This window comes from Priestia sp. FSL R5-0597 (assembly GCF_038006305.1).
GTDB lineage: Bacteria > Bacillota > Bacilli > Bacillales > Bacillaceae_H > Priestia > Priestia zanthoxyli.
The window spans coordinates 323,651-343,444 of the sequence record NZ_JBBOUZ010000001.1; the positions used below are offsets into that span (position 1 = coordinate 323,651).

Sequence of the window (19,794 nt, forward strand, 5' to 3'; positions counted from 1 at the left end):
AGCTGAGCCCTTTGCGTCCGGATCCATATAGGACATAAAACCTCCTTCTTATACAAGTTTTCGTCCATAATAAAGAGGATCATATTGTTTTCTATAGAAGCAATAGTGTATCATAGTTGAAGCTATGTATATCGATGTAGAAAAGTTAAGGCAACAATCGACTTTTCTACTGACGGATTGACAGGGTCCCTTGGGATAAGGAAGGTTTATTTATAAATAGAAATTAAGGTCAGTATTAACGCACATGGCCACTGATACATTCGTTTAATTGAAATAAAAAAATCGTTTATAATATCGAGAAAAGCATGGAAAAGGAGATAGATATGAGTCAGTTTATAGAGACTTTACAGCCTTTTTTACAAGAGGCGTGGAAAAAAGCAGGGTTCAATGAGCCTACTGCCATTCAAACGAAAGCTATTTCAGAGATTTTAGCTAATAAAGATGTAATAGGAGAATCCCCAACGGGAACAGGAAAGACACTGGCATATTTGTTGCCTGTCTTACATCGCATTCAGCCGGGACCATCTCATGTTCAAGCGGTTATTTTAGCATCTTCCCATGAATTAGTTATGCAAATTCATGGTGAAATTCAAACTTGGTCGCAGGGAAGCGGTATTTCAAGCGCTGCGTTTATTGGCGGAGCAAATATGAAACGGCAATTAGAAAAACTCAAAAAGCGCCCTAATATCATTGTTGGTACCCCAGGACGTTTGAACGAATTAATTAAAATGAAGAAATTAAAAATGCACGAAGTCAAAACAATTGTGATTGATGAAGCGGATCAATTGTTTGTACCTGAGCATGTTCAAACGGTTCAACAGATTGTAAAAATGGCGTTAAGTGATCGTCAAATCCTAGTCTTCTCAGCTACTGTATCAGAACGTACCAAATCGCTAGCGAAAGACATGATGAACCAGCCTCTTGAAATAGAGGTAGGAAGAGATGAACTCCCAGCTTCGAAGGTAGAGCATGTATACATCAAAAGTGAAGCTAGAGATAAAGTGGACGTGCTTAGAAAACTAGTTCGTCAAGAACAAATGAAAGCTTTAGCCTTTTTTAAAGGGATTGATACTCTGATCGAGTTTGAAGAAAAATTAACATTTAAGCGTGTAGAAGCAGGCTCTTTACACAGTGAAACGAAAAAAGAAGATCGTGCTACGACGATTAAAGGGTTTCGAAAAGGAGATTTCCCTGTCTTATTAGCAACGGATGTCGCAGCTAGAGGATTAGACATTAAGGGATTGACGCATGTAATTCATATCGATGTTCCTCAAGATGCAGATCAATACGTACATCGCTCAGGTAGGACAGGCAGATCGGGAGCAGAAGGTACAGTCATTTCTCTTGTCACTGAACGAGAAGAGCGAAATTTAAAACAAATCGCACGTGAACTTCAACTTTCATTAGCGAAAAAAGAGCTTTATATGGGCGAAATCGTCGATGAAGGTACAAAAGAGCAGTCTCGTACAGCTAAAAAACCTTCAAAAAAGCCATTTAACAAGAAAAAGAAACAAAAAGGTCGTATGTAAACTAGGTATTCTTCCTTTTTATAACAGCAGTGTCACAACCTAAAAAGCAACGTCTACTGCTTTATTACAGCAGCTTGGCGTTGTTTATTTTCTCTATTTCCCCTGTATAAATAAGTAAAAAAAGAGAAATGTAGATATTTTTTCCTAGGTATGAAAATAGTTTGAATGATGGATTTTGTTTTTTGTAACCTTATTTTAACATTACTTTAAGAGACTTCTAATAAAAGAGGAAGAAGGACGTGGGGACATTTTATGGATGCAATTGATGATCTCTTTGACGACATAGAGCGAAGAAGAAAAAGCAAAGAATATAGTCGAGATGCAGATCAATTAGAATCATATTTACATGAAGTTCAACGTATCATGGAATTTCTTGAAGAAGGTATCTATCTGTTTCAAAATTCGCACCAACAATATGCGTCAGATTGGTCAGGGCGTTCTAAGAGCTCATATGAGGATATTTATAATGATATTACGCAATCTACTTTTCATCTGTACGACGTAAGGGATGAATTGTTTCAAACTTTACGCTTAGAAATTTCACGATTAAGAGAGCTAGCATCGGCGTAATAAATAACATTATCGACTCACTCCTTTAGAAAGTGAGTCTTTCCGTATAGGCTTAAAAAATGTTTGGATGATGACTGAAGGCTTACAAGAGATAGGGGGACGGACATACATGGAGATAAAAGTAAATCCAGAGGTGCTGCAGACATTTGCAGAGCGAATTCAACAGTCTCATTCACAGACGGCTGATGCACTTCAAAAACTAAGCTGGGAAGCTACAAATCTACATTTCTTGTCTGTTGCAGATATTGATAAAGTGCTGGACTTGCAGGAAGAGTTACAGCATATGATTCGCAAACTTGATTCGCTAACGGAAAATGCACATTTATTAGTAAAAGACACTGCGGAGCAAATGAGAAAAGCAGATGGAGAGCTAGAAGGCTCTTCAGGCTGGACGGAGTTTTGGTCGAGCGTATGGAGCGATGGGAGCGCCCATTCGCAAGATACGTGGAATGACATAAAGAACTTAAAAGAATGGAACACGTATGACAATATGCATAGAACGATTGAAAAACCTCTAGGTACTCTTAATGTTATGTGGAATTCGCTTTCTATGTCTTGGGAAGAAAAAGTAGTGAATGGTTCTACATGCAGTCGAACGGAATTTTTTACTTATGGGGTTATTCAAATGGGATTGGGCATTTTAAGTCAGGAGATGAATCCTTCAAACATTATGTTTAGTGACAGCACAGAGGAAGTGAAGAGAGAATGAATGAAGTATATGATGGCGCTGGAAGTGAAATGGTACAGTTCCTTACAGGGTTGTCTCAGCAATGAAGTATACATTTAACTTATTAGAAAAATCGTTAATTGAAGCAATGAAAGATAATAAAAAAATTGCTCAATTTTATAAAACTTTAATGAATAGCAATTTATGGCTAGTTGTTAGCTCAGAACATGTAGCATCAGATATATTAATTGCAGAGCACTATGTTCAGACGATGAAAAGTGCAGCGTATCGATATTTACCTGTTTTTTCGTCAAAATATCCGATTGAACAGATGCTAAAAGATGAAAAGACCGTATGTGTATCATTTAAGGATATGCTGCCTGTATTAAATGAAGAAATAGCCATATTACTTAATCCTGACACGCCTCTCTCAAAATTATTCATCCCGGAAGAAATAAGAATGTTAAAAGAAGATCAAAATTATTTTAAGCAGTAGCCAAGGCGATAACAAGCACATGTCCTTTTTTCAAGCATGTCTGAATCTTAAATAAATAGGATATATATAGGCAGGGCCTTAAATAGGCTGCTGCTTTTTTATTACTAGTAAATAGTTCTATAGATAATAAATAGAAATGTAATTTAATAGTCTTATAGTTTTTATTTTCCTTTAAATAGGTACCTATAGATTAGATGGAAAAGGTTTAAATGAGAACAAAATCTTGGTTTTTCAGGTTTTATTTGCATTTTTTAGGGGTATTTGTAGATACATATTCTCATTTTTGGAGGCTTTTGCAAGTAACCTTTGACCTTATCACTAGAGTTTCTTACAATAATAGTAAATATATAAACCGAAGGAGAGATATGTATGTCAGGAATTATTCGCGTAACACCAGCAGAGCTTCGCGACATGTCAGGTCGCTATACTAACGAAAGCGGTCAAGTTCAAGAACTAGTAAGCCGTCTTGATACAATGAAAAATCAACTTCAAGATATGTGGGAAGGTGCTTCAAGCGAAGCGTTTGCTGCTCAATACGAAGAATTAAAACCTTCTTTCGTTGAAATGTCTAACCTACTTACAAAAATTGCTAAGCAATTAGACGACTCTGCAAATGTTCTTGAAGATACAGATAACCAAATCGCTAGCCAAATCCGCGGTTAACTTCATCTAATAATCTAAGTGAAGTAATAAAAGGAGCGCCCCATTCTCAAAAGATGAAGGCGCTTTTTCTATGTTTTGAGGTGATGAAACCCTATGTATATAGAAGTAACAGTAGACTTAAAGCACTATACAGGTGATCGGTTCGATTTGCGACTATCAAACTATCATTCAATCAAAAAAGTAGTCGAGATCGTTTGGCAAGCTAAAAAGATTACTCAATCACCAAAGGACGGTGCGTGGATACGTGTTTCAAATAAAAATCTTATTTTCTCGGGAAATGAGACGATGATTAACTGCGGAATTACCACAGGTGATTGTATCGAAATTCTCTAAAGGAGTCTATTAGAATGTCAGAGAAGAAACCGACTTACTTAGAAGAGCAGCTCGAAGCTGTAATGACACGTCATAATAATGAATATACATTTGTTTTTCAAAAAGAAAAAATTCGACTTGATCGTTCTGTTGAAATTGAAATGTTAAAGGATGTAAACACGGCTTTTCAAAAAGAAATCATGATGAGCGATGATGAACTTAAAATAACAATTAAGCCTACCTCTGAATTTCAACCTTTTACAGCATTAAGGGGAAAAGAAGAACAGCAAAAGTGGCTGTTTGCAGATCAGCTTATCAAAAAGGTAAAGCAGCATTCTTTTTCAAGGCTGCATTTGTTGATTTGTCCAGAAAATATCATTTTTGATAAAAGTTTAAGTCCTGCTTTTTTACATTATGGAGTGAAAGAAAGTTTACCTCCTTATGAGCCTAACGAGGAACAAATCTTTCAGGAGTTAAAGGCTACGATAGCGGCGGCCGTTGACTCATCGCATACATTTGAACAGTATTTTAAGTTATACGAGACCTTGCAATTAAAAGAAGACGCTAAAAAAATAATGCATATCAGCAATGAGGAAGAGTTGAGTCAATTTGTTCAGCATAAGCTAACCCAAATTGAAAAACATCAAAAGACACTTGTTCAACTTCCTCAAAAACGCTGGACCATTTTTAAGTTTTCATCTGTCGGTATACTTGTCTTATTAATTCCAGCTCTTATTTATACTTTTTATTCTTATTTTTTTGCTCAGCCGAAACAAGAAGCATTTGTAGAAAGCAACGAATACTTTCTTGAAAAAAACTACAGCAAAGTAGTCGACACACTTGAAGATTACGATATTGAAAGTATGCCTAAAATTGTGCAATACGAAATAGCAACCTCCTATCTTGTTAATGAAAAGTTGGGAGAGGAGCAAAAGGCAAATGCTTTAAAGACTATTACGCTTCAGTCAGATCCTCAGTACTTTGCCTATTGGTTTTACATTGGCCGAGGAGACAACAAAAAAGCTTTAGAAGTGAGCCGGTTGTTAGAAGAACGTTCGTTAATTATCTATGCATTAATGAAATACGAAGGTCAGCTAAAGACAGACAACGATTTAGCGGCTGATAAAAAGCAAGAAGAGCTTGATAAAGTAGCGAATGAACTGGAAGAATTCAAGAAAGAAAATGATCAGCAAGAAGCGGAAGCAGCCAAGCAGCAAGAAGAGAAACAGGCTGAGGAAGCACAGGCGGCCAAGCAGCAGGAAGAAGAACAGAAAGCTGCAGAAGCCGAGAAAAAGAAACAAGAAGAGCAGAAAAAACAGCAGGAAGATCAATCGAAGTAGGGAGGTAGTTGTATGAATATGCTTTGGATAGTTAGTGGGCAAACGTATCAGCAGCTGCCTATAGATTTTAAAACCTTTCGCCAAGCAACGGTTGGAAACACTCAGCATCAAACGTTTACTTTTTCCTATCCGTTTGAGAAAGGGCAAATGACGCTGTCATCTGAAAAGAACGGCCGGCTCTTGATTTCCTATGGAGAAGAAAGGATAGCAGAGCTATCTGTTTCTGAGTCGTTTGTATGGCGAGAACAAGGACAGGCTTTAACCTTTGCCCTTACAGAGACGGCTGTTAAAGAAGCTGTCTATTATATTGATTACGGATCAGAAGTCTCGTTTTCCACAAGTGATGAAGCAGCTGATGTGTATCAGCAGAAAGAAAAGTATGTAGTAGAGCCAAAAGAAGGATTTTACTTATCAAAGATAAACGGGAAGTGGAAGGTCTTTTATAACCAAGAACGGCTTTATCTTAATGGACACCGAATAGAAGAGAATAGGAACCTTCAGCCCGGAGATCTTATTTTATGGTCTTCTATGACGATTCAATTGATCGAAAAAGATTTGCTGAAGATTCAAAGCTACTATGATTATGCATCTAAGCTTCCGGCTACGGCGCAACCTATTTCTGAAATGAAAAAGAAGTACCCGGTTTATAGACGGACACCGCGCATGATATATGATTTGCCTAATGATAAGGTGAGCTTGTCCTTTCCGTCTCAAGACAATGATGAAAATAACCGAAGCTTATGGCTTACCATTTTACCCCCATTAGTCATGCTTTTAGTCATGGGTACGGTATCGATTATTCAGCCCAGGGGAATTTTTATTATTATATCTGTCATGATGTTTACGACCACGCTGATTGTATCTACCGTTCAATATTTCAAAGATAAAAAACAGCGCAAGAAGCGCCAAGAGCGTCGTCGTCGAATTTATACAAAGTACTTAGAGAACAAACGCGAGGAATTACAAGAACTAGCATCAGTTCAACGAGATGTATTATCTTATCATTTTCCAACGTTTGAACGAATGAAATATTTAACAGAACAGATTTCCGATCGAATTTGGGAACGAACTGTGGAAAGCAGTGATTTCTTACAGGTGCGTCTTGGAAAAGGAACAGTTCCTGGAAGCTACCAAATTTCTTTAAATAGCGGAGATATGGCTAATCGAGAAATTGATGATTTGCTTGAGCAGTCTCAGCACATGGAAAAAGTCTATCGAGAAGTCAAAAATGCGCCTGTTACCGCTCACTTAGGTTTAGGCTCTATCGGTCTGGTAGGAAAGATGAAGACGGTGAAGAATGAACTGCATCAGCTTGTAGGACAGCTGGCATTCTCCCACAGTTATCATGATGTGAGATTCGTATTCATTTTTGATGAAGAAGAATATAAAGAGTGGGAATGGATGAAATGGCTCCCTCATTTTCAGCTGCCTCATTCTTTTGCGAAAGGCTTCATTTATAATGAACAAACGAGAGATCAGCTTTTATCTTCTATTTACGAAATGCTGAGAGAACGCGACTTAGATGAAGCAAAAGGAGAAGGGGTTTTCTTGCCTCACTTTGTTTTTATTATTACGAATCAGCAGCTAATTGCAGATCACGTTATCTTAGAGTATTTAGAAGGGTATCACCCTCATCTTGGGTTCTCTACGATATTTGCGGCAGAGACGAAAGAAAGCTTAACGGAGCATGTTCACACACTCGTTCGTTATATTAACGAATCCGAGGGGGATATATTAATTCAAAAGCAAAAAGCTGTGAATATTCCATTTCAGCTTGATAAACACACGCTTGATTATAATGAAAGATTTGCAAGGATGCTGCGGACATTGGATCACCAAGTTGGCATGACCAACTCAATTCCAAATAGCGTTTCATTCTTAGAATTATTTAAAGCAAGAGAAATTGGTGAGCTGGATATCGTGCAAAGGTGGCACACCAATGAATCAGCTAAGTCGCTAGCGGTTCCAATTGGTTTAAAAGGAAAAGAGGATATTGTTGAACTAAATCTTCACGAAAAAGCTCACGGCCCTCATGGATTACTTGCAGGTACGACGGGGTCAGGGAAAAGTGAATTTTTACAAACGTACATTCTTTCTCTAGCGGTGAATTTCCACCCCCATGAAGTCGCATTTTTATTGATTGACTATAAGGGCGGAGGAATGGCTCAGCCGTTTAAAAACATGCCTCACCTGCTCGGAACCATTACAAATATTGAAGGAAGTAAGAATTTTAGTACAAGAGCCTTAGCTTCTATTAAAAGTGAATTAAAGCGACGCCAACGCTTGTTTGATAGATATGAAGTCAATCATATTAATGATTATACAGATTTATATAAGCAAGGTATGGCAGAAGAACCTCTGCCTCACTTATTCTTAATCTCGGATGAATTTGCTGAGTTAAAAAGTGAAGAACCAGAGTTCATTCGCGAATTAGTCAGCGCGGCGCGAATTGGACGTAGTCTAGGCGTTCATTTAATTTTAGCAACACAAAAGCCAGGCGGTGTTATTGACGATCAAATTTGGAGTAATGCGCGCTTTAAAGTAGCGTTAAAAGTCCAAGATGCCGCTGATAGTAAAGAAATCTTAAAAAATGCAGACGCTGCTTCTATTACGGTGACGGGTCGAGGCTATCTGCAGGTTGGAAATAATGAAGTGTATGAACTGTTTCAGTCAGCCTGGAGCGGCGCGCCGTACATGGAAGATACGTATGGGGCTGAAGATGAAGTAGCCATTGTCACAGATCTCGGGTTGATTCCTTTATCTGATGTATCTACTCAGCAGACGTCATCCAAACAAGCGGAAGCAGAAATTGATGTTGTGGTGCAAAAAATCGAACAAACGCAGCAGGAATTAGGTATCAAAAAATTAAATAGTCCATGGCTGCCGCCTCTTAAAGAGAGATTGCTTCGCAGTGAGTACAAAGAGAAGCGAGACGGCGTATTCCCAATTGGCTTAATTGATGAACCTGAAAAGCAAAGTCAAACGGTATATAACTATCAGCTGATGGACGATGGAAACATTGGTATATTTGGTTCGTCAGGATACGGTAAATCGTTTACAGTCATGATGTTGCTTCTTAGTCTAGCTGAAAGACAGAGCCCAGAGCAGCTTCATTATTACATTTTTGACTTTGGGAACGGTACGCTGCTGCCGCTTCGTCAGCTGCCTCATACGGCGGATTATTTCTTAATGGATCAAATGCGTAAAATTGAAAAATTCATGACGATTATCAAACAAGAAATCGCAAGGCGAAAGCAGTTATTTCAACAGCAGGAAGTTAGCAATATCAAAATGTATAATGCTTTAAGTTCAGAAGAGCTTCCTCTAATTTTTATCACGATTGATAATTTTGATCTTGTCAAAGAAGAAATGCAAGATCTAGAAATGCAGTTCACGCAGCTTGTGCGTGACGGCCAATCTTTAGGAATTTATATGATCTTTACCGCAACGCGCGTGAATTCTATTCGTCAGTCACTTATGAATAACTTGAAAACGAAGGTGGTTCATTACTTAATGGATCATTCAGAAGCGTATTCTATTTTAGGGCGTACGCCGTATGCGCTAGAGTCTATTCCAGGCCGGGCTATTATCAAAACGGATCAACCTTATTTTGCACAGCTGTTTTTACCTGCGGAAGGAAAAGATGATTTTGAAATTTTTGATGCAGTTAAGCTGCACATTCAACGATTAAAGAATCAATACGCTGATGCTATTCTTCCGGAGCCGGTGCCAATGCTGTCATCGAAACTTGTACTTGCCGAATTTATGACGGACAGAAGAGTTATTCGCGAAAAAGGAGTTATTCCTCTTGGGTTAGATGAAGAGTTTGTTCGACCGGTGCATATGAACTTTACGAAAAATAAGCATTGTATCGTCATGGGGCAGACGCAAAAAGGAAAGACAAATGTAGTGAAAGTCATACTGCAAACAGCGCTTGAACAAGGCGTGAAGCAAATCGGACTATTTGATTCGGTTGACCGTGGTTTATCAAGCTATGCAGCTGAAGAGCAAGTTGTTTACATGGAAACAAAAGAACAGATCGTCGACTGGCTTGACCTAACCGAAGAACGATTGCAGCGACGTGAAAATAAGTATTTGGAAGCAGTGCAGGAAGGAACCGTACACGGCCTTTCATTTGCCCCGATCATGCTTGTAGTAGACGGATTTGTACGATTCCAGCAAAACTTAGACAGTGTCTTGCAGGATCGTATTACAAAATTGATGAAAAATTATAGCCACCTGGGCTTTAACTTGATTGTTGCAGGGAACAACAATGAGTTTTCAAAAGGATTTGACGCGTTAACAACAGAAGTGAAGCAAATTGGCCAAGCTGTGTTGTTGATGAAGAAAACAGAGCAAAGCTTATTTACACTTCCTTATGACCGAAAAGAAGCCGACGTTAACCCTGGCTTCGGTTATTATATTAAAAGTGGAAAAGAAACAAGAATTCAAATCCCGCTATGTGTAAGTGAAAGGAAGATCTTAACATGACCGAACAGCGTAAGTATACACTTAAAGTCATATTAGCTGTTGTTTTAATTTTGGCTCTTCCTTCTTTCTTTTTCCAGTATATTGGAGACAACCCGCTACAAGTCACAGAAAACTCAACAAGAACGATTGCGGTTGTTAACGAAGATAATGGAGTAAAAGAAAACAGTGAAAAAGCGATAGAATTTGGAGAAAAAGTGACTCCTCTTTTACAGGAGGGGTCGGATTATCAATGGACCGTGCTTGGACGAAGCGCAGCTACAAGCGGTTTACAGAATGGGAAATATGATGCGGTTATTTATATTCCCTCGACTTTCTCACAAAATATTTTATCGTATCAGGAAAAAAAGCCAGAAAAAGCTACTTTGGAATACAAAGTTCAAAGCCAGCTTAACGCAGTTAATAAGGAAAAAGTAGTAGGGGAATTAGAAGATGCTACTACAAAGGTTAATAATGAAATGTCCTCTTTGTACTGGAGTTATGTATCACAGGAAGTGGATAAGGTACGCGGACAGTTCGATAAAATTCTAAATAAAGAAATCGCCTTTCAAAAAACAATGGTCGCTTTTTATAAACCGAATTCAAAAGATTTAGCAGGTGAATTAAATGATCAAAAGAAAATTCTTCAGCAAATCCAAGATAATGTAAATAAAGCAGAAAAAGGTTCTAGCGACAGACAAGGCGACGTAGAACAGGTTGAAAAGAATTTAAACAGCTTCATTGAATATGTAAATCAATATCAAACATATCAAGAAACACAGAAACAAATGCTTGAAAAAACGCAGGCTCAAAGCGTCGCTGCGATTCAACAAGGGTTGTCTTCCCTTGAATCTAATCAGCCAAGCTCTAAGCAAAATTTTAATGAGCAGGCCAATCAAGTGTTTAGTGGCTTATCTTCCATTCAACAGCAGCTGGATGAAAATCAAAAAGCCGTTGGAGAACTTGGAGATCAACAAGCAGATAACGTCAGTGAACAAGAAAAAGCTCTGCAAGATTTGAACGGCCAAATCATCAGTTCATACAAACAGCAGTCTGAGCAAACAACCTTAAATCAAATTGAAAGTAAGCTAAAGCCGCTTCGTGCGCAGCTAGAGACAGCTTCATCAAATGATAGTGGTGGAGGCTCAACAGATCCAGGGGAAAGTGATGGAACTCAGCCAGATCCTAATCAAGACGGAGAGACGCCAACGGACCCTGGAGAAGGTGACGGAACTCAGCCAGATCCTAATCAAGGTGGAGAGACGCCGACGGATCCTGGAGAAGATGATGGAACTCAGCCAGATTCCGGTCAAGGCGAAGGAACGTCAGAACCAATTCAAGTGGATTTATCTCAGCAAACAGCAAAGCTTGATGATATATCAAAAGGGCTTGATGATTTAGAACAGCAGCTTCAAGGCATGACGAGTGAAACACCCGAAGCGCCTGAAGCACCTGAGACACCTGAGGGCACGGAAACGCCTGTAACGCCTGAAACACCGGATACACCGGATACATCAGGCACATCCAATGCTGTGAAAAGTGCGCTTGAAAAAGTGGCTAATCTAAAAACACAGGTACAGGCAGTCAAAGATGAGCTGCAAAATGTAACCGTTCAGCCTGAAACTTCAGGAGAAAATACGGATGCGCTGAAGCAGAAAATTGCCAGTTTGGAAGCAGACGTTAAGTCTTTGACAGCACAGAAAAACAAAGCAGAGAAAGACTTAGAAGAAGCAACCAAGTCGTCGAGCAGTCAAATTGCTAAGCTTCAAGAAGAAAATGAACGATTAAAAAAAGAGAATGAAAAGTTGAAAGAAGACGGCAAAAAACCTTCTAAAGGCAGTGCGGATGTTGATGGTCTCATTACGATGATTAAAAACAAAGAAGATAAAATCTTATCTTCTCCAAACCTTTCAGCTTCTCGAAAGGAAAAGCTGAGCAATACATTCTCAGGTAAGATTAAAAGCAGCAGTGCCGAAGATCTGTTAAAGTACTACGGTGATTTATCGCAGTATGATTTGACTTTAGCTCAAGTAGGAAATACAGACATACAGAACAGCGTCCTTAACAATGACTCTATTAAAGGAAGTTTGCAGCAGGCGTTAGCTGGAACCGTTTCTTCTCAAGACGCGCGTAAGCAAATTCAACAAAACCTGTCTCTAACAAAAGAAGAGTTAGCACAGTTCCAAAGTTCAGTGCAAGATTTTGCTGATCAATATGGACAAACAGTTGATGCTGAACAAGCATCGATTATGGAAGAGCTATCAGCTATTCAAGAAAAAGCAAATGCAATGAATCAAGAGCTTCAATCTAGCGCAGGTGAAGATCAAGCATTAGAAAAGAAAGAAGCTCCGGACGTAACAGGCTTAATGACGCTGCAGCAAAGCATGGGTCAAGAGTTGAAGGGAATGAACGAACTCATTTCATCTTTAGGTGAAAGACAAGCTAATGTTGTCACGTACACAGATGAATTGCAGAAGCGTGTAAATGAAGTTCAGGATAAGGCTGACACGCTTAACAGCAAGTGGGCCCAAAACGTGGATTCAACGAAGTTGGTGCGAGGCCAGGTATACCGCTTGTTAAATAATACATTAGTAGATGGACAGAATAACGATTACGTTTATCATTATTTAGCAAATCCTCTTCAAGTAAGCGGTGAAGTGCCGGCTGAAAAAGTAAAAGAGGTTCCACCGGTTGTCATTTTGGTTATTATCTTAATCAGCAGCCTACTAATTGGCTATTTCAGTCAATACTACCGACATGCACCGATGCTTGTAAAAGGTACGCTCTTTGGATTATTGAATTTGATTGTAGGGTTAATGGTAAGTATCTTTAGCCTTAATATTTATTCGTTATCGGGAGACCGGGCAATGGAATGGTCAATCTTTACGATCGTCTTATTGCTTGCTTCATCTACACTTGTACGTATTGCTTTCTTATTAGGAAGCTTCGCTGGATGGGTGACGACAGTAGGGTTGATTTTATTTTATATTACCCCGCTTCTTAACTTATCTATGCCAAACTTTAATTACGAAGATCCAGTATCTAAAGTGTACATGTCCATTCAATATGATACGCAGTCTCTGTTTGGACAGGCGCTTATTGTATTACTGGGAATGACTGCCGTTTTAAGTGTTCTGCCATCTATTATTCGTGCTTTAAAGACGACTAAAGAGGTTGAAAATGATGAAACCTATAGTGCTTAGTAAGAAGATTGGAAGTGTTGTTCTTATTTTTTCACTTTTTTGTTTCCCTATAGCAGCAGCGGCTGAAGCTGATGATGGGAACGTTGAAGAGATTAAACCAAATGTATATAAAGATGATCCCATTAACTTAGACCCCGAATCTTTGCTAGAAAATAAAAAAGAAGTAGGAAATATTCCGGAGGAAATAAAGGATCTTACATTTGAAAAAGAGGAAGATGCAGAGAAAGAGAGTTTAAAAGAAAGTCTTTTTGCGAACGCATCAGCTGAAGATAATACGATTTCTGCGAAAGCAAAAGAATATAACTTGTTTTCTTCTAAAAACACTTCCTACAAGAAAAATCGGACAGAACAAACGGCTTCTGAAAAGTCATCAGATCTACAATGGTTTTATTTATTATTGATTGGTGTGGGGGTTGTTGTATTATTTGTGGTTTTAATACCGCGCATTAGCCCTCAGCCTTCTGTGAAAAAATGAAAAAACCTCGCTGTTAATCAACAGCGAGGTTTTTGCGTATAGACGTAAATTTACAGGCGGCGGAAGCCTTCTTCAAACAAATAATCTTCTGCTTCTTCGTAAGATAAAAATGCTGCCTCTAAATTCAAGCCAGAATAAATATTCCACAGGTCATCTTCATGAACAAGTAAAAGCGTTGCATTGTCTGGGCCGTTCCAGCGCTGTTCATTTCCATTCCCTACAATAGCTTCTTCTCTAGCTGTATCAGGAAGGGTAGACAAAGATTCAATAGAAGCTTCAATAATTGATCGAAGATCTTCTTCAGTGTAATCACGGATATTCACAAGACCTTTGTCATTTGTTTCATATCCTTTTAAAAAACCTGCATATACAAATCCATTTCCGTTAGGATGCAGATGATGCACAACAACCGTTTTATCGTACACGCTTTCTTCATAATGAAAATTCACGCGTCCTAAAGATACATCTTTTCGATGCAGCTCTGGAAACGATGAAATAATAGCTAATTTTTCGTCAAAACTAAGCATAGACAATCCTCATTTCTATTTAAATCATTTCATTTTCTGAAATGGTATAAGCTCTTTTACGATTCGGTTGATTATACCATATATAAAGAAAGACACATAATGCTTTTTCCAGTGTGGACTTTTAAAAATATAACCCTTCGCATAAAGCAGCCGCCACTGTAAAGAAGAACACATCTTTTTCACTATAAAACTTAACAAAAAACAGGCAGGGAATTCACAGTGAAAAAATAATATAAAGAGGTGGAAGGAAACGAGTTTTCAAACCTATCATAAGGAGGAATAAAAAAGTGAGATTACATGCTCTGTGTAAAAAAACATGGGTAATGTCCCTGCTTGTTTTTGCTCTTGTAGTGAGCTTAACTCCTGTTAGTCAAGCAGCGGCATCTTTATCTGTGTCACAAGCTCTTGAAAATCAAAACAATAGTGTACAAGCTGTTAAAGGATATGTAGTAGGTCAACCTACAGGCACATCTACAGTTATTACGAGCAATTACCCAAACGATTATGCACTTGCTCTCGCTGACAGTGCAAATGAAACCAACACAGACAAGATGGTATACGTTCAAATTCCTTCAAATTTGCGAAGTACATTTGGACTTCAAAGTCGCTCGGAGTTAAAAGGGAAAAGTCTTACTGTTACGGGCACACTCACCCCTTACTTTTCACACCCAGGAATAAAATCAGTTACTTCTATCAGTACAGAAACAGGAGGAACTGATCCGAATCCAGACCCCACAGAGCCAACTGTTCCAGTAGAAGACTATTATCGTACCGCAGCTGGAAAAACAGGAAACACCTTAAAAACAGAGCTTCATAACATTATTGACCATCACACAGAACTTTCGTATTCAGCCGTATGGGAAGCTTTAAAGAAAACGGATGAAGATCCAGCTAACGCAAATAACGTTATTTTGCTCTATACGGGGCGTTCACAGAGTAAGAGTACAAATGGAGGCGGAGTGGACGATTGGAATCGTGAGCACGTCTGGGCAAAGTCTCACGGGGACTTTGGAACAGCTATGGGTCCTGGAACAGATCTTCATCATTTACGTCCAACCGATGTGTCTGTAAATGGTACGAGAGGAAACTTAGATTTTGATAACGGAGGGACGGAACATAGCGAGGCACTCGGAAATTATTTTGACAGTGATTCATGGGAACCTCGAGATGAAGTAAAAGGTGATGTGGCTCGTATGTTGTTTTATATGGCCATACGCTATGAAGGCGATGTAAGTGATGAGCCTGACTTAGAACTTAATAACACAGTGAATAATGGCACTGCTCCTTATCATGGGAAATTATCTGTGCTTCTTCAATGGAACGCCGAAGATCCAGTAGATGATCGAGAACGACGCAGAAATGATATTATTTATTCAGACTATCAGCATAACCGCAATCCGTTTATTGACCATCCTGAATGGGTGAATGAGATTTGGAACTAATGTAGGAGGCGTCCTGGCGGGGCGTCTTTTTTTATAAAAGAAAAAGGAAAAAACTAAAATCCGCCGAATACCTATAGGTGATTTTGAAAAAATGGAGGGAAGCTATGAAACAGCTATGTAAAAAAGGATTGGCTTTTATTTTGGTGCTCATTTTTGTTAACGCTTTCATTTTGAATCCACTTAATGGAGCGGCTGCCGTAGATGGAAAATCAATGAATCCTGGTTACAAAACCTACTTAATGGCGCCTTTAAAAAAGGTAACAGACTATACAACATGGGAAGCGTTTGAGAACGATTTACGCAAAGCGAAACAAAATGGATTTTATGCGGTGACAGTAGACTTCTGGTGGGGAGATATGGAGAAGAACGGCGATCAGCAGTTTGATTTTTCCTATGCTCAGCGCTTTGCTCAAGCTGCTCGTAATGCAGGTATAAAGATCGTTCCTATTATTTCTACTCATCAGTGCGGCGGTAATGTTGGAGATGATTGTAACGTTCCGCTTCCGTCTTGGGTATGGAACTTAAAAAGTGATGACAGCCTTTACTTTAAATCTGAAACAGGTACGACAAATAAAGAAACGTTAAGCCCGCTTGCAACTGACGTTATTTCTAAGCAATACGGAGAGCTCTATACGGCATTTGCGCAAGCGTTAGCACCTTATAAAGACGTGATTGCTAAAATCTATTTATCCGGAGGCCCTGCAGGTGAAATTCGTTATCCGTCCTATACAGCAGCAGACGGAACCGGCTATCCGTCTAGAGGAAAATTTCAAGTGTATACGAACTTCGCCAAAAGCAAGTTTCAATCATATGCTTTGACTAAATACGGTTCACTCGCCGGCGTCAATCAGGCATGGGGAACCAATTTAACCTCTGCATCGCAAATTTTACCGCCATCAGATGGCTATCAGTTCTTAAAAGATGGTTATTCAACAGCTTATGGAAAAGATTTCTTAGCATGGTATCAAGGAGCTTTGGAAGATCACACAAAACGTATTGGACAGTTAGCTCATCAGGCTTTTGATGCCACCTTTAACGTACCAATCGGTGCAAAAGTGGCGGGAATTCATTGGCAGTATAATAATCCGACGATTCCTCATGCTGCAGAAAAACCTGCTGGATATAATGATTACAATGCGCTTTTAGACGCTTTTAAAACAGCTAAATTAGATATAACGTTTACGTGCTTAGAAATGACGGACAGCGGAAGTTATCCCGAATATTCTATGCCAAAGACGCTTGTACGCCAAGTAGCAGGTATTGCGAATGCAAAAGGAATTGTTTTAAACGGGGAAAATGCTCTAACTATAGGCAGTGAAGATCAATATAAAAAAGCAGCTGAAATGGCCTTTAACTATAATTTTGCAGGATTTACTTTGCTTCGTTTCTACGATGTCATTAACAATGATACGCTGATGGGGCAATTTAAAAATACGCTGGGCGTTACACCAGTTGCGCAAACGGTTGTAGTAAAAAATGCGCCAACTGCGGTAGGAGAAACGGTTTATATTGTTGGAGACAGAGCTGAGCTAGGTCAGTGGGATACGTCCCTTTATCCAATTAAATTAACATATAATTCATCTACAGCCGATTGGAGAGGCACCGTCTATTTTCCTGCGAGTCAAAATGTTCAATTTAAAGCAATTGTGAAGAGAGCTGATGGCTCGTTAAAAGCATGGCAGCCTTCGCAGCAATATTGGAGCGTGCCGTCAACAACAGCAACTTATACAGATAATTGGTAAACAAAGCCGCATAGCAAACGCTATGCGGCTTTGTTTCGAACATAAGAATTATTTCCAGTTCGCTTGAATAAACTCATCTCGACCAGACTTAGCGCGGTCTTCTTTATAATGCTTTGGATTTTTCTTGTGGAAATCTTGGTGATACTCTTCCGCTTCATAAAACGCAGAGGCAGGAAGGATGCTTGTCACGATTGGTTTTTTAAAACGTCCGCTTTTTGCGACCTCTAGCTTTGTCTCTTCAGCTTCCTGCTTTTGGCTATCGTTATGGTAAAAAATTGCTGTTCGATACTGCGAGCCTCGATCTTGGAATTGACCTCCATCATCTGTTGGATCAATTTGCGGCCAATAAAGATCTAACAAACGTTTATACGGAAACACTTCAGGGTCAAATGTGATTTGAACCACTTCGTAATAACCGCTTGTGCCAGATTTTACTTGCTCATAGGTAGGGTTATCCACAGTTCCCCCCATATATCCTGATACAATGCCGTGAATACCTTCTAGCTCTTCAAATGGTGTAACCATACACCAGAAACATCCACCTGCAAATGTAGCTTTTTCCATACGTAATCCCTCACTTAATCCGTTGTTATGAAGGGTATTATAACAAATTTATATTGAAACAGCTAGAAAAGGGTTTGTAGGTTGTGTAAAAGCTGTGGATAAAGATAAATATCCACAGCTTTTACACAATAAACTCGGCTATGTTGAAGATTGAAAAATGCAGGAGAGAAGAAAGAAAAAATGATAGAATAGATGAGGTGTATATATCGATGTAGCAGAGATTAGGCGGCAGAAGCAGGATCTATGCGGCATCTAGATAAATAAAGTTAGTACGTTAGTAACAAGAGGTAAGAAACAGCATATTCGCGCTGTTAAATAAATATACAAAGATAATAGGAGAGTTGAATATGTTACAAGATAATCTCATCCTAGAGCACTATGGATTAAATGAATTAAATTTTGATACGATCAAAAGCTACCGGGATCGATTTGCTGAAGTAAAACCAGCTCATCCTTGGAATGCGCTTGAAACAAAAGAGTTTTTATACAAAGTAGGAGCATGGGGAAAGGTAAGAGATACCCATAAAGAAGGAGTTACGCTCGCAGGCCTGCTTTTATTCAGTGAAGAACGGATTATCACAGAAGTTTTACCACAATACTTTTTAGAATACCGGGAAAGTAAAGGGAATGAAGAATGGACAGAGCGTTTTACCTCTCAAGACGGGACGTGGTCAGGAAATATTTTCGATTTTTATTTCCATATTCATGAAATTGTTCGCAATAGCGAACCCCAGTCGTCAATCGCTTCCTCTTTAACAGAAGTTTTAATCAATATGCTTATTCATGCAGATTATAATGGCGAGGGCGGCGTTATTTTAGAAAAGCAACCTTCTCATTACGTTTTTTCTAATCCAGGTCTTTTGTTAGTACCTACAGATTCAGTTTTTAGTAAAACCGTTAGTCAGCTTCGAAACCCGAATATCGTTAAGCTATTCAGTTTACTAGGGCTATGTGAACGTTCGGGCTCTGGCTTGAAAAAAGTGAAGCAAAACTGGAGCTTGCATCATTATAAAAAGCCTTCTGTTGATCAAGATGTTTCTATGCATCGTACGGTAGTCACGTTATCTCTGTCCACTCAAGAAAGACAGATTAGTTCTTCTGAAAAAGACACTTATCATACGTCTGTAACTGATTTGGGAAATAATTTTAAAAGTGTCGAAAAATATCAAAACATACCTGAAAACAATGTCGAAAATAACTCCTATAATAAAAATAAAGACTCTTATAATAAAGATTTATTAGAGGAGTTAAACTCATGTAATAACGACAATAACTCCTATAATAAAGAAGAAAACTACTATAATAGTGAACTTAACTCATATAATAAAGATGATTACTCCTATAATATTTATCAAAACTCCTATAATAAGGAATCGGAAGATGGTTCTTCTAATTCAGTGAATGGTGAGGATATTGATACGAAGCTATGGGATATTGCAGCGCTGGCTCGTGAAAAAAAACGGCTTTCGCCTAATCAGATGGAGCATATTATTCTTGAATTATGCAAAGAAAAACCGCTCATGCTTAAAGAGTTTGCTTATTTACTAGAAAGAACGCCGGATGGAGTACGTAATAATTATTTAACAAAGCTATTACGAAAAGGACAATTACAGTTGAAATATCCAAATCAGCCAAACCATCCAAAGCAGGCATATTTATTCCATAAGAAAGATACAGGGAAGTAAATCAAGCAACCGCTAGAACAAATAAAGATTAGGCTGAAAAAATTGATAAGGGAGAGTTTGCTGAAAGCTACAGATCTAAGGGAGAAATTCACCATAAAGTTGCCAAGCTGCC

The 19,794-nt window shown here is 38.7% G+C and carries 15 protein-coding genes; 13 read left to right on the plus strand and 2 right to left on the minus strand.

What is annotated here, in order from left to right:
- Positions 1–323: 323 nt before the first annotated feature.
- The 10 genes from MKX72_RS01750 (at position 324) to essA (ending at position 13,722) form a co-directional block, all read left to right on the plus strand.
- Positions 324–1,529, plus strand: a complete 1,206-nt coding sequence (locus MKX72_RS01750; protein ID WP_028412476.1) for a DEAD/DEAH box helicase — start codon at positions 324–326, stop codon at positions 1,527–1,529.
- Positions 1,530–1,781: 252 nt separating this feature from the next.
- Positions 1,782–2,099, plus strand: coding sequence for a hypothetical protein (locus MKX72_RS01755; RefSeq protein ID WP_013055102.1), 318 nt, complete (start codon positions 1,782–1,784; stop codon positions 2,097–2,099).
- 109 nt (positions 2,100–2,208) lie between these two features.
- The gene (locus MKX72_RS01760) at positions 2,209–2,808 is read left to right on the plus strand and encodes a WXG100 family type VII secretion target (protein WP_028412475.1); all 600 of its coding nucleotides are present in this window, start codon (positions 2,209–2,211) and stop codon (positions 2,806–2,808) included.
- 61 nt (positions 2,809–2,869) lie between these two features.
- Complete coding sequence (locus tag MKX72_RS01765; protein ID WP_033580724.1) at positions 2,870–3,262, plus strand: SseB family protein; 393 nt, start codon at positions 2,870–2,872, stop codon at positions 3,260–3,262.
- Positions 3,263–3,631: 369 nt separating this feature from the next.
- Positions 3,632–3,925 (plus strand): WXG100 family type VII secretion target, encoded by a 294-nt coding sequence (locus MKX72_RS01770; RefSeq protein ID WP_028412473.1) that lies wholly within the window; start codon positions 3,632–3,634, stop codon positions 3,923–3,925.
- Between the two features lie 93 nt (positions 3,926–4,018).
- A complete protein-coding gene (locus MKX72_RS01775) occupies positions 4,019–4,258 on the plus strand; it encodes an EsaB/YukD family protein (RefSeq protein WP_025752817.1) in 240 nt (79 codons plus the stop codon).
- A 14-nt stretch (positions 4,259–4,272) separates the two neighbouring features.
- On the plus strand, positions 4,273–5,577 hold the full coding sequence (gene essB / locus MKX72_RS01780; protein ID WP_155008619.1) for a type VII secretion protein EssB: 1,305 nt from the start codon (positions 4,273–4,275) through the stop codon (positions 5,575–5,577).
- Positions 5,578–5,589: 12 nt separating this feature from the next.
- Positions 5,590–10,068: a type VII secretion protein EssC gene (gene essC, locus MKX72_RS01785; protein ID WP_034266980.1), complete on the plus strand. Its 4,479-nt coding sequence runs from the start codon at positions 5,590–5,592 to the stop codon at positions 10,066–10,068.
- On the plus strand, positions 10,065–13,247 hold the full coding sequence (gene esaA / locus MKX72_RS01790) for a type VII secretion protein EsaA (RefSeq protein ID WP_155008620.1): 3,183 nt from the start codon (positions 10,065–10,067) through the stop codon (positions 13,245–13,247). Before essC ends, esaA begins: the two co-directional genes overlap by 4 nt.
- Positions 13,225–13,722 (plus strand): type VII secretion protein EssA, encoded by a 498-nt coding sequence (gene essA, locus MKX72_RS01795; RefSeq protein ID WP_155008621.1) that lies wholly within the window; start codon positions 13,225–13,227, stop codon positions 13,720–13,722. The genes esaA and essA overlap by 23 nt, the downstream gene beginning before the upstream one ends.
- 50 nt (positions 13,723–13,772) lie before the next feature.
- Here essA and MKX72_RS01800 read toward each other — a convergent pair whose 3' ends face one another.
- The gene (locus MKX72_RS01800) at positions 13,773–14,249 is read right to left on the minus strand and encodes a hypothetical protein (RefSeq protein ID WP_028412469.1); all 477 of its coding nucleotides are present in this window, start codon (positions 14,247–14,249) and stop codon (positions 13,773–13,775) included.
- A gap of 287 nt (positions 14,250–14,536) precedes the next feature.
- Between MKX72_RS01800 and MKX72_RS01805 the strand changes: the two genes are divergently transcribed.
- Both MKX72_RS01805 and MKX72_RS01810 read left to right on the plus strand, forming a co-directional pair.
- On the plus strand, positions 14,537–15,691 hold the full coding sequence (locus MKX72_RS01805; protein ID WP_155008622.1) for an endonuclease: 1,155 nt from the start codon (positions 14,537–14,539) through the stop codon (positions 15,689–15,691).
- A gap of 104 nt (positions 15,692–15,795) precedes the next feature.
- The gene (locus tag MKX72_RS01810) at positions 15,796–17,433 is read left to right on the plus strand and encodes a family 14 glycosylhydrolase (protein WP_033580731.1); all 1,638 of its coding nucleotides are present in this window, start codon (positions 15,796–15,798) and stop codon (positions 17,431–17,433) included.
- Positions 17,434–17,481: 48 nt separating this feature from the next.
- Here MKX72_RS01810 and msrA read toward each other — a convergent pair whose 3' ends face one another.
- Positions 17,482–17,997, minus strand: coding sequence for a peptide-methionine (S)-S-oxide reductase MsrA (gene msrA / locus MKX72_RS01815; RefSeq protein WP_028412466.1), 516 nt, complete (start codon positions 17,995–17,997; stop codon positions 17,482–17,484).
- A gap of 347 nt (positions 17,998–18,344) precedes the next feature.
- Between msrA and MKX72_RS01820 the strand changes: the two genes are divergently transcribed.
- Positions 18,345–19,682, plus strand: a complete 1,338-nt coding sequence (locus MKX72_RS01820; RefSeq protein WP_155008623.1) for an ATP-binding protein — start codon at positions 18,345–18,347, stop codon at positions 19,680–19,682.
- Positions 19,683–19,794: the final 112 nt, after the last annotated feature.

Excerpts from the sequence above, each read along its gene's own strand:
- MKX72_RS01810 (WP_033580731.1), top strand. The coding sequence starts at position 15,796 with ATGAAACAGCTATGTAAAAAAGGATTGGCTTTTATTTTGGTGCTCATT.
- essA (WP_155008621.1), top strand. The coding sequence starts at position 13,225 with ATGATGAAACCTATAGTGCTTAGTAAGAAGATTGGAAGTGTTGTTCTT.
- esaA (WP_155008620.1), top strand. The coding sequence starts at position 10,065 with ATGACCGAACAGCGTAAGTATACACTTAAAGTCATATTAGCTGTTGTT.
- essB (WP_155008619.1), top strand. The coding sequence starts at position 4,273 with ATGTCAGAGAAGAAACCGACTTACTTAGAAGAGCAGCTCGAAGCTGTA.
- MKX72_RS01765 (WP_033580724.1), top strand. The coding sequence starts at position 2,870 with ATGAAGTATACATTTAACTTATTAGAAAAATCGTTAATTGAAGCAATG.
- MKX72_RS01800 (WP_028412469.1), bottom strand. The coding sequence starts at position 14,249 with ATGCTTAGTTTTGACGAAAAATTAGCTATTATTTCATCGTTTCCAGAG.
- MKX72_RS01755 (WP_013055102.1), top strand. The coding sequence starts at position 1,782 with ATGGATGCAATTGATGATCTCTTTGACGACATAGAGCGAAGAAGAAAA.
- MKX72_RS01820 (WP_155008623.1), top strand. The coding sequence starts at position 18,345 with ATGTTACAAGATAATCTCATCCTAGAGCACTATGGATTAAATGAATTA.
- msrA (WP_028412466.1), bottom strand. The coding sequence starts at position 17,997 with ATGGAAAAAGCTACATTTGCAGGTGGATGTTTCTGGTGTATGGTTACA.
- MKX72_RS01775 (WP_025752817.1), top strand. The coding sequence starts at position 4,019 with ATGTATATAGAAGTAACAGTAGACTTAAAGCACTATACAGGTGATCGG.
- MKX72_RS01770 (WP_028412473.1), top strand. The coding sequence starts at position 3,632 with ATGTCAGGAATTATTCGCGTAACACCAGCAGAGCTTCGCGACATGTCA.
- MKX72_RS01750 (WP_028412476.1), top strand. The coding sequence starts at position 324 with ATGAGTCAGTTTATAGAGACTTTACAGCCTTTTTTACAAGAGGCGTGG.
- essC (WP_034266980.1), top strand. The coding sequence starts at position 5,590 with ATGAATATGCTTTGGATAGTTAGTGGGCAAACGTATCAGCAGCTGCCT.
- MKX72_RS01760 (WP_028412475.1), top strand. The coding sequence starts at position 2,209 with ATGGAGATAAAAGTAAATCCAGAGGTGCTGCAGACATTTGCAGAGCGA.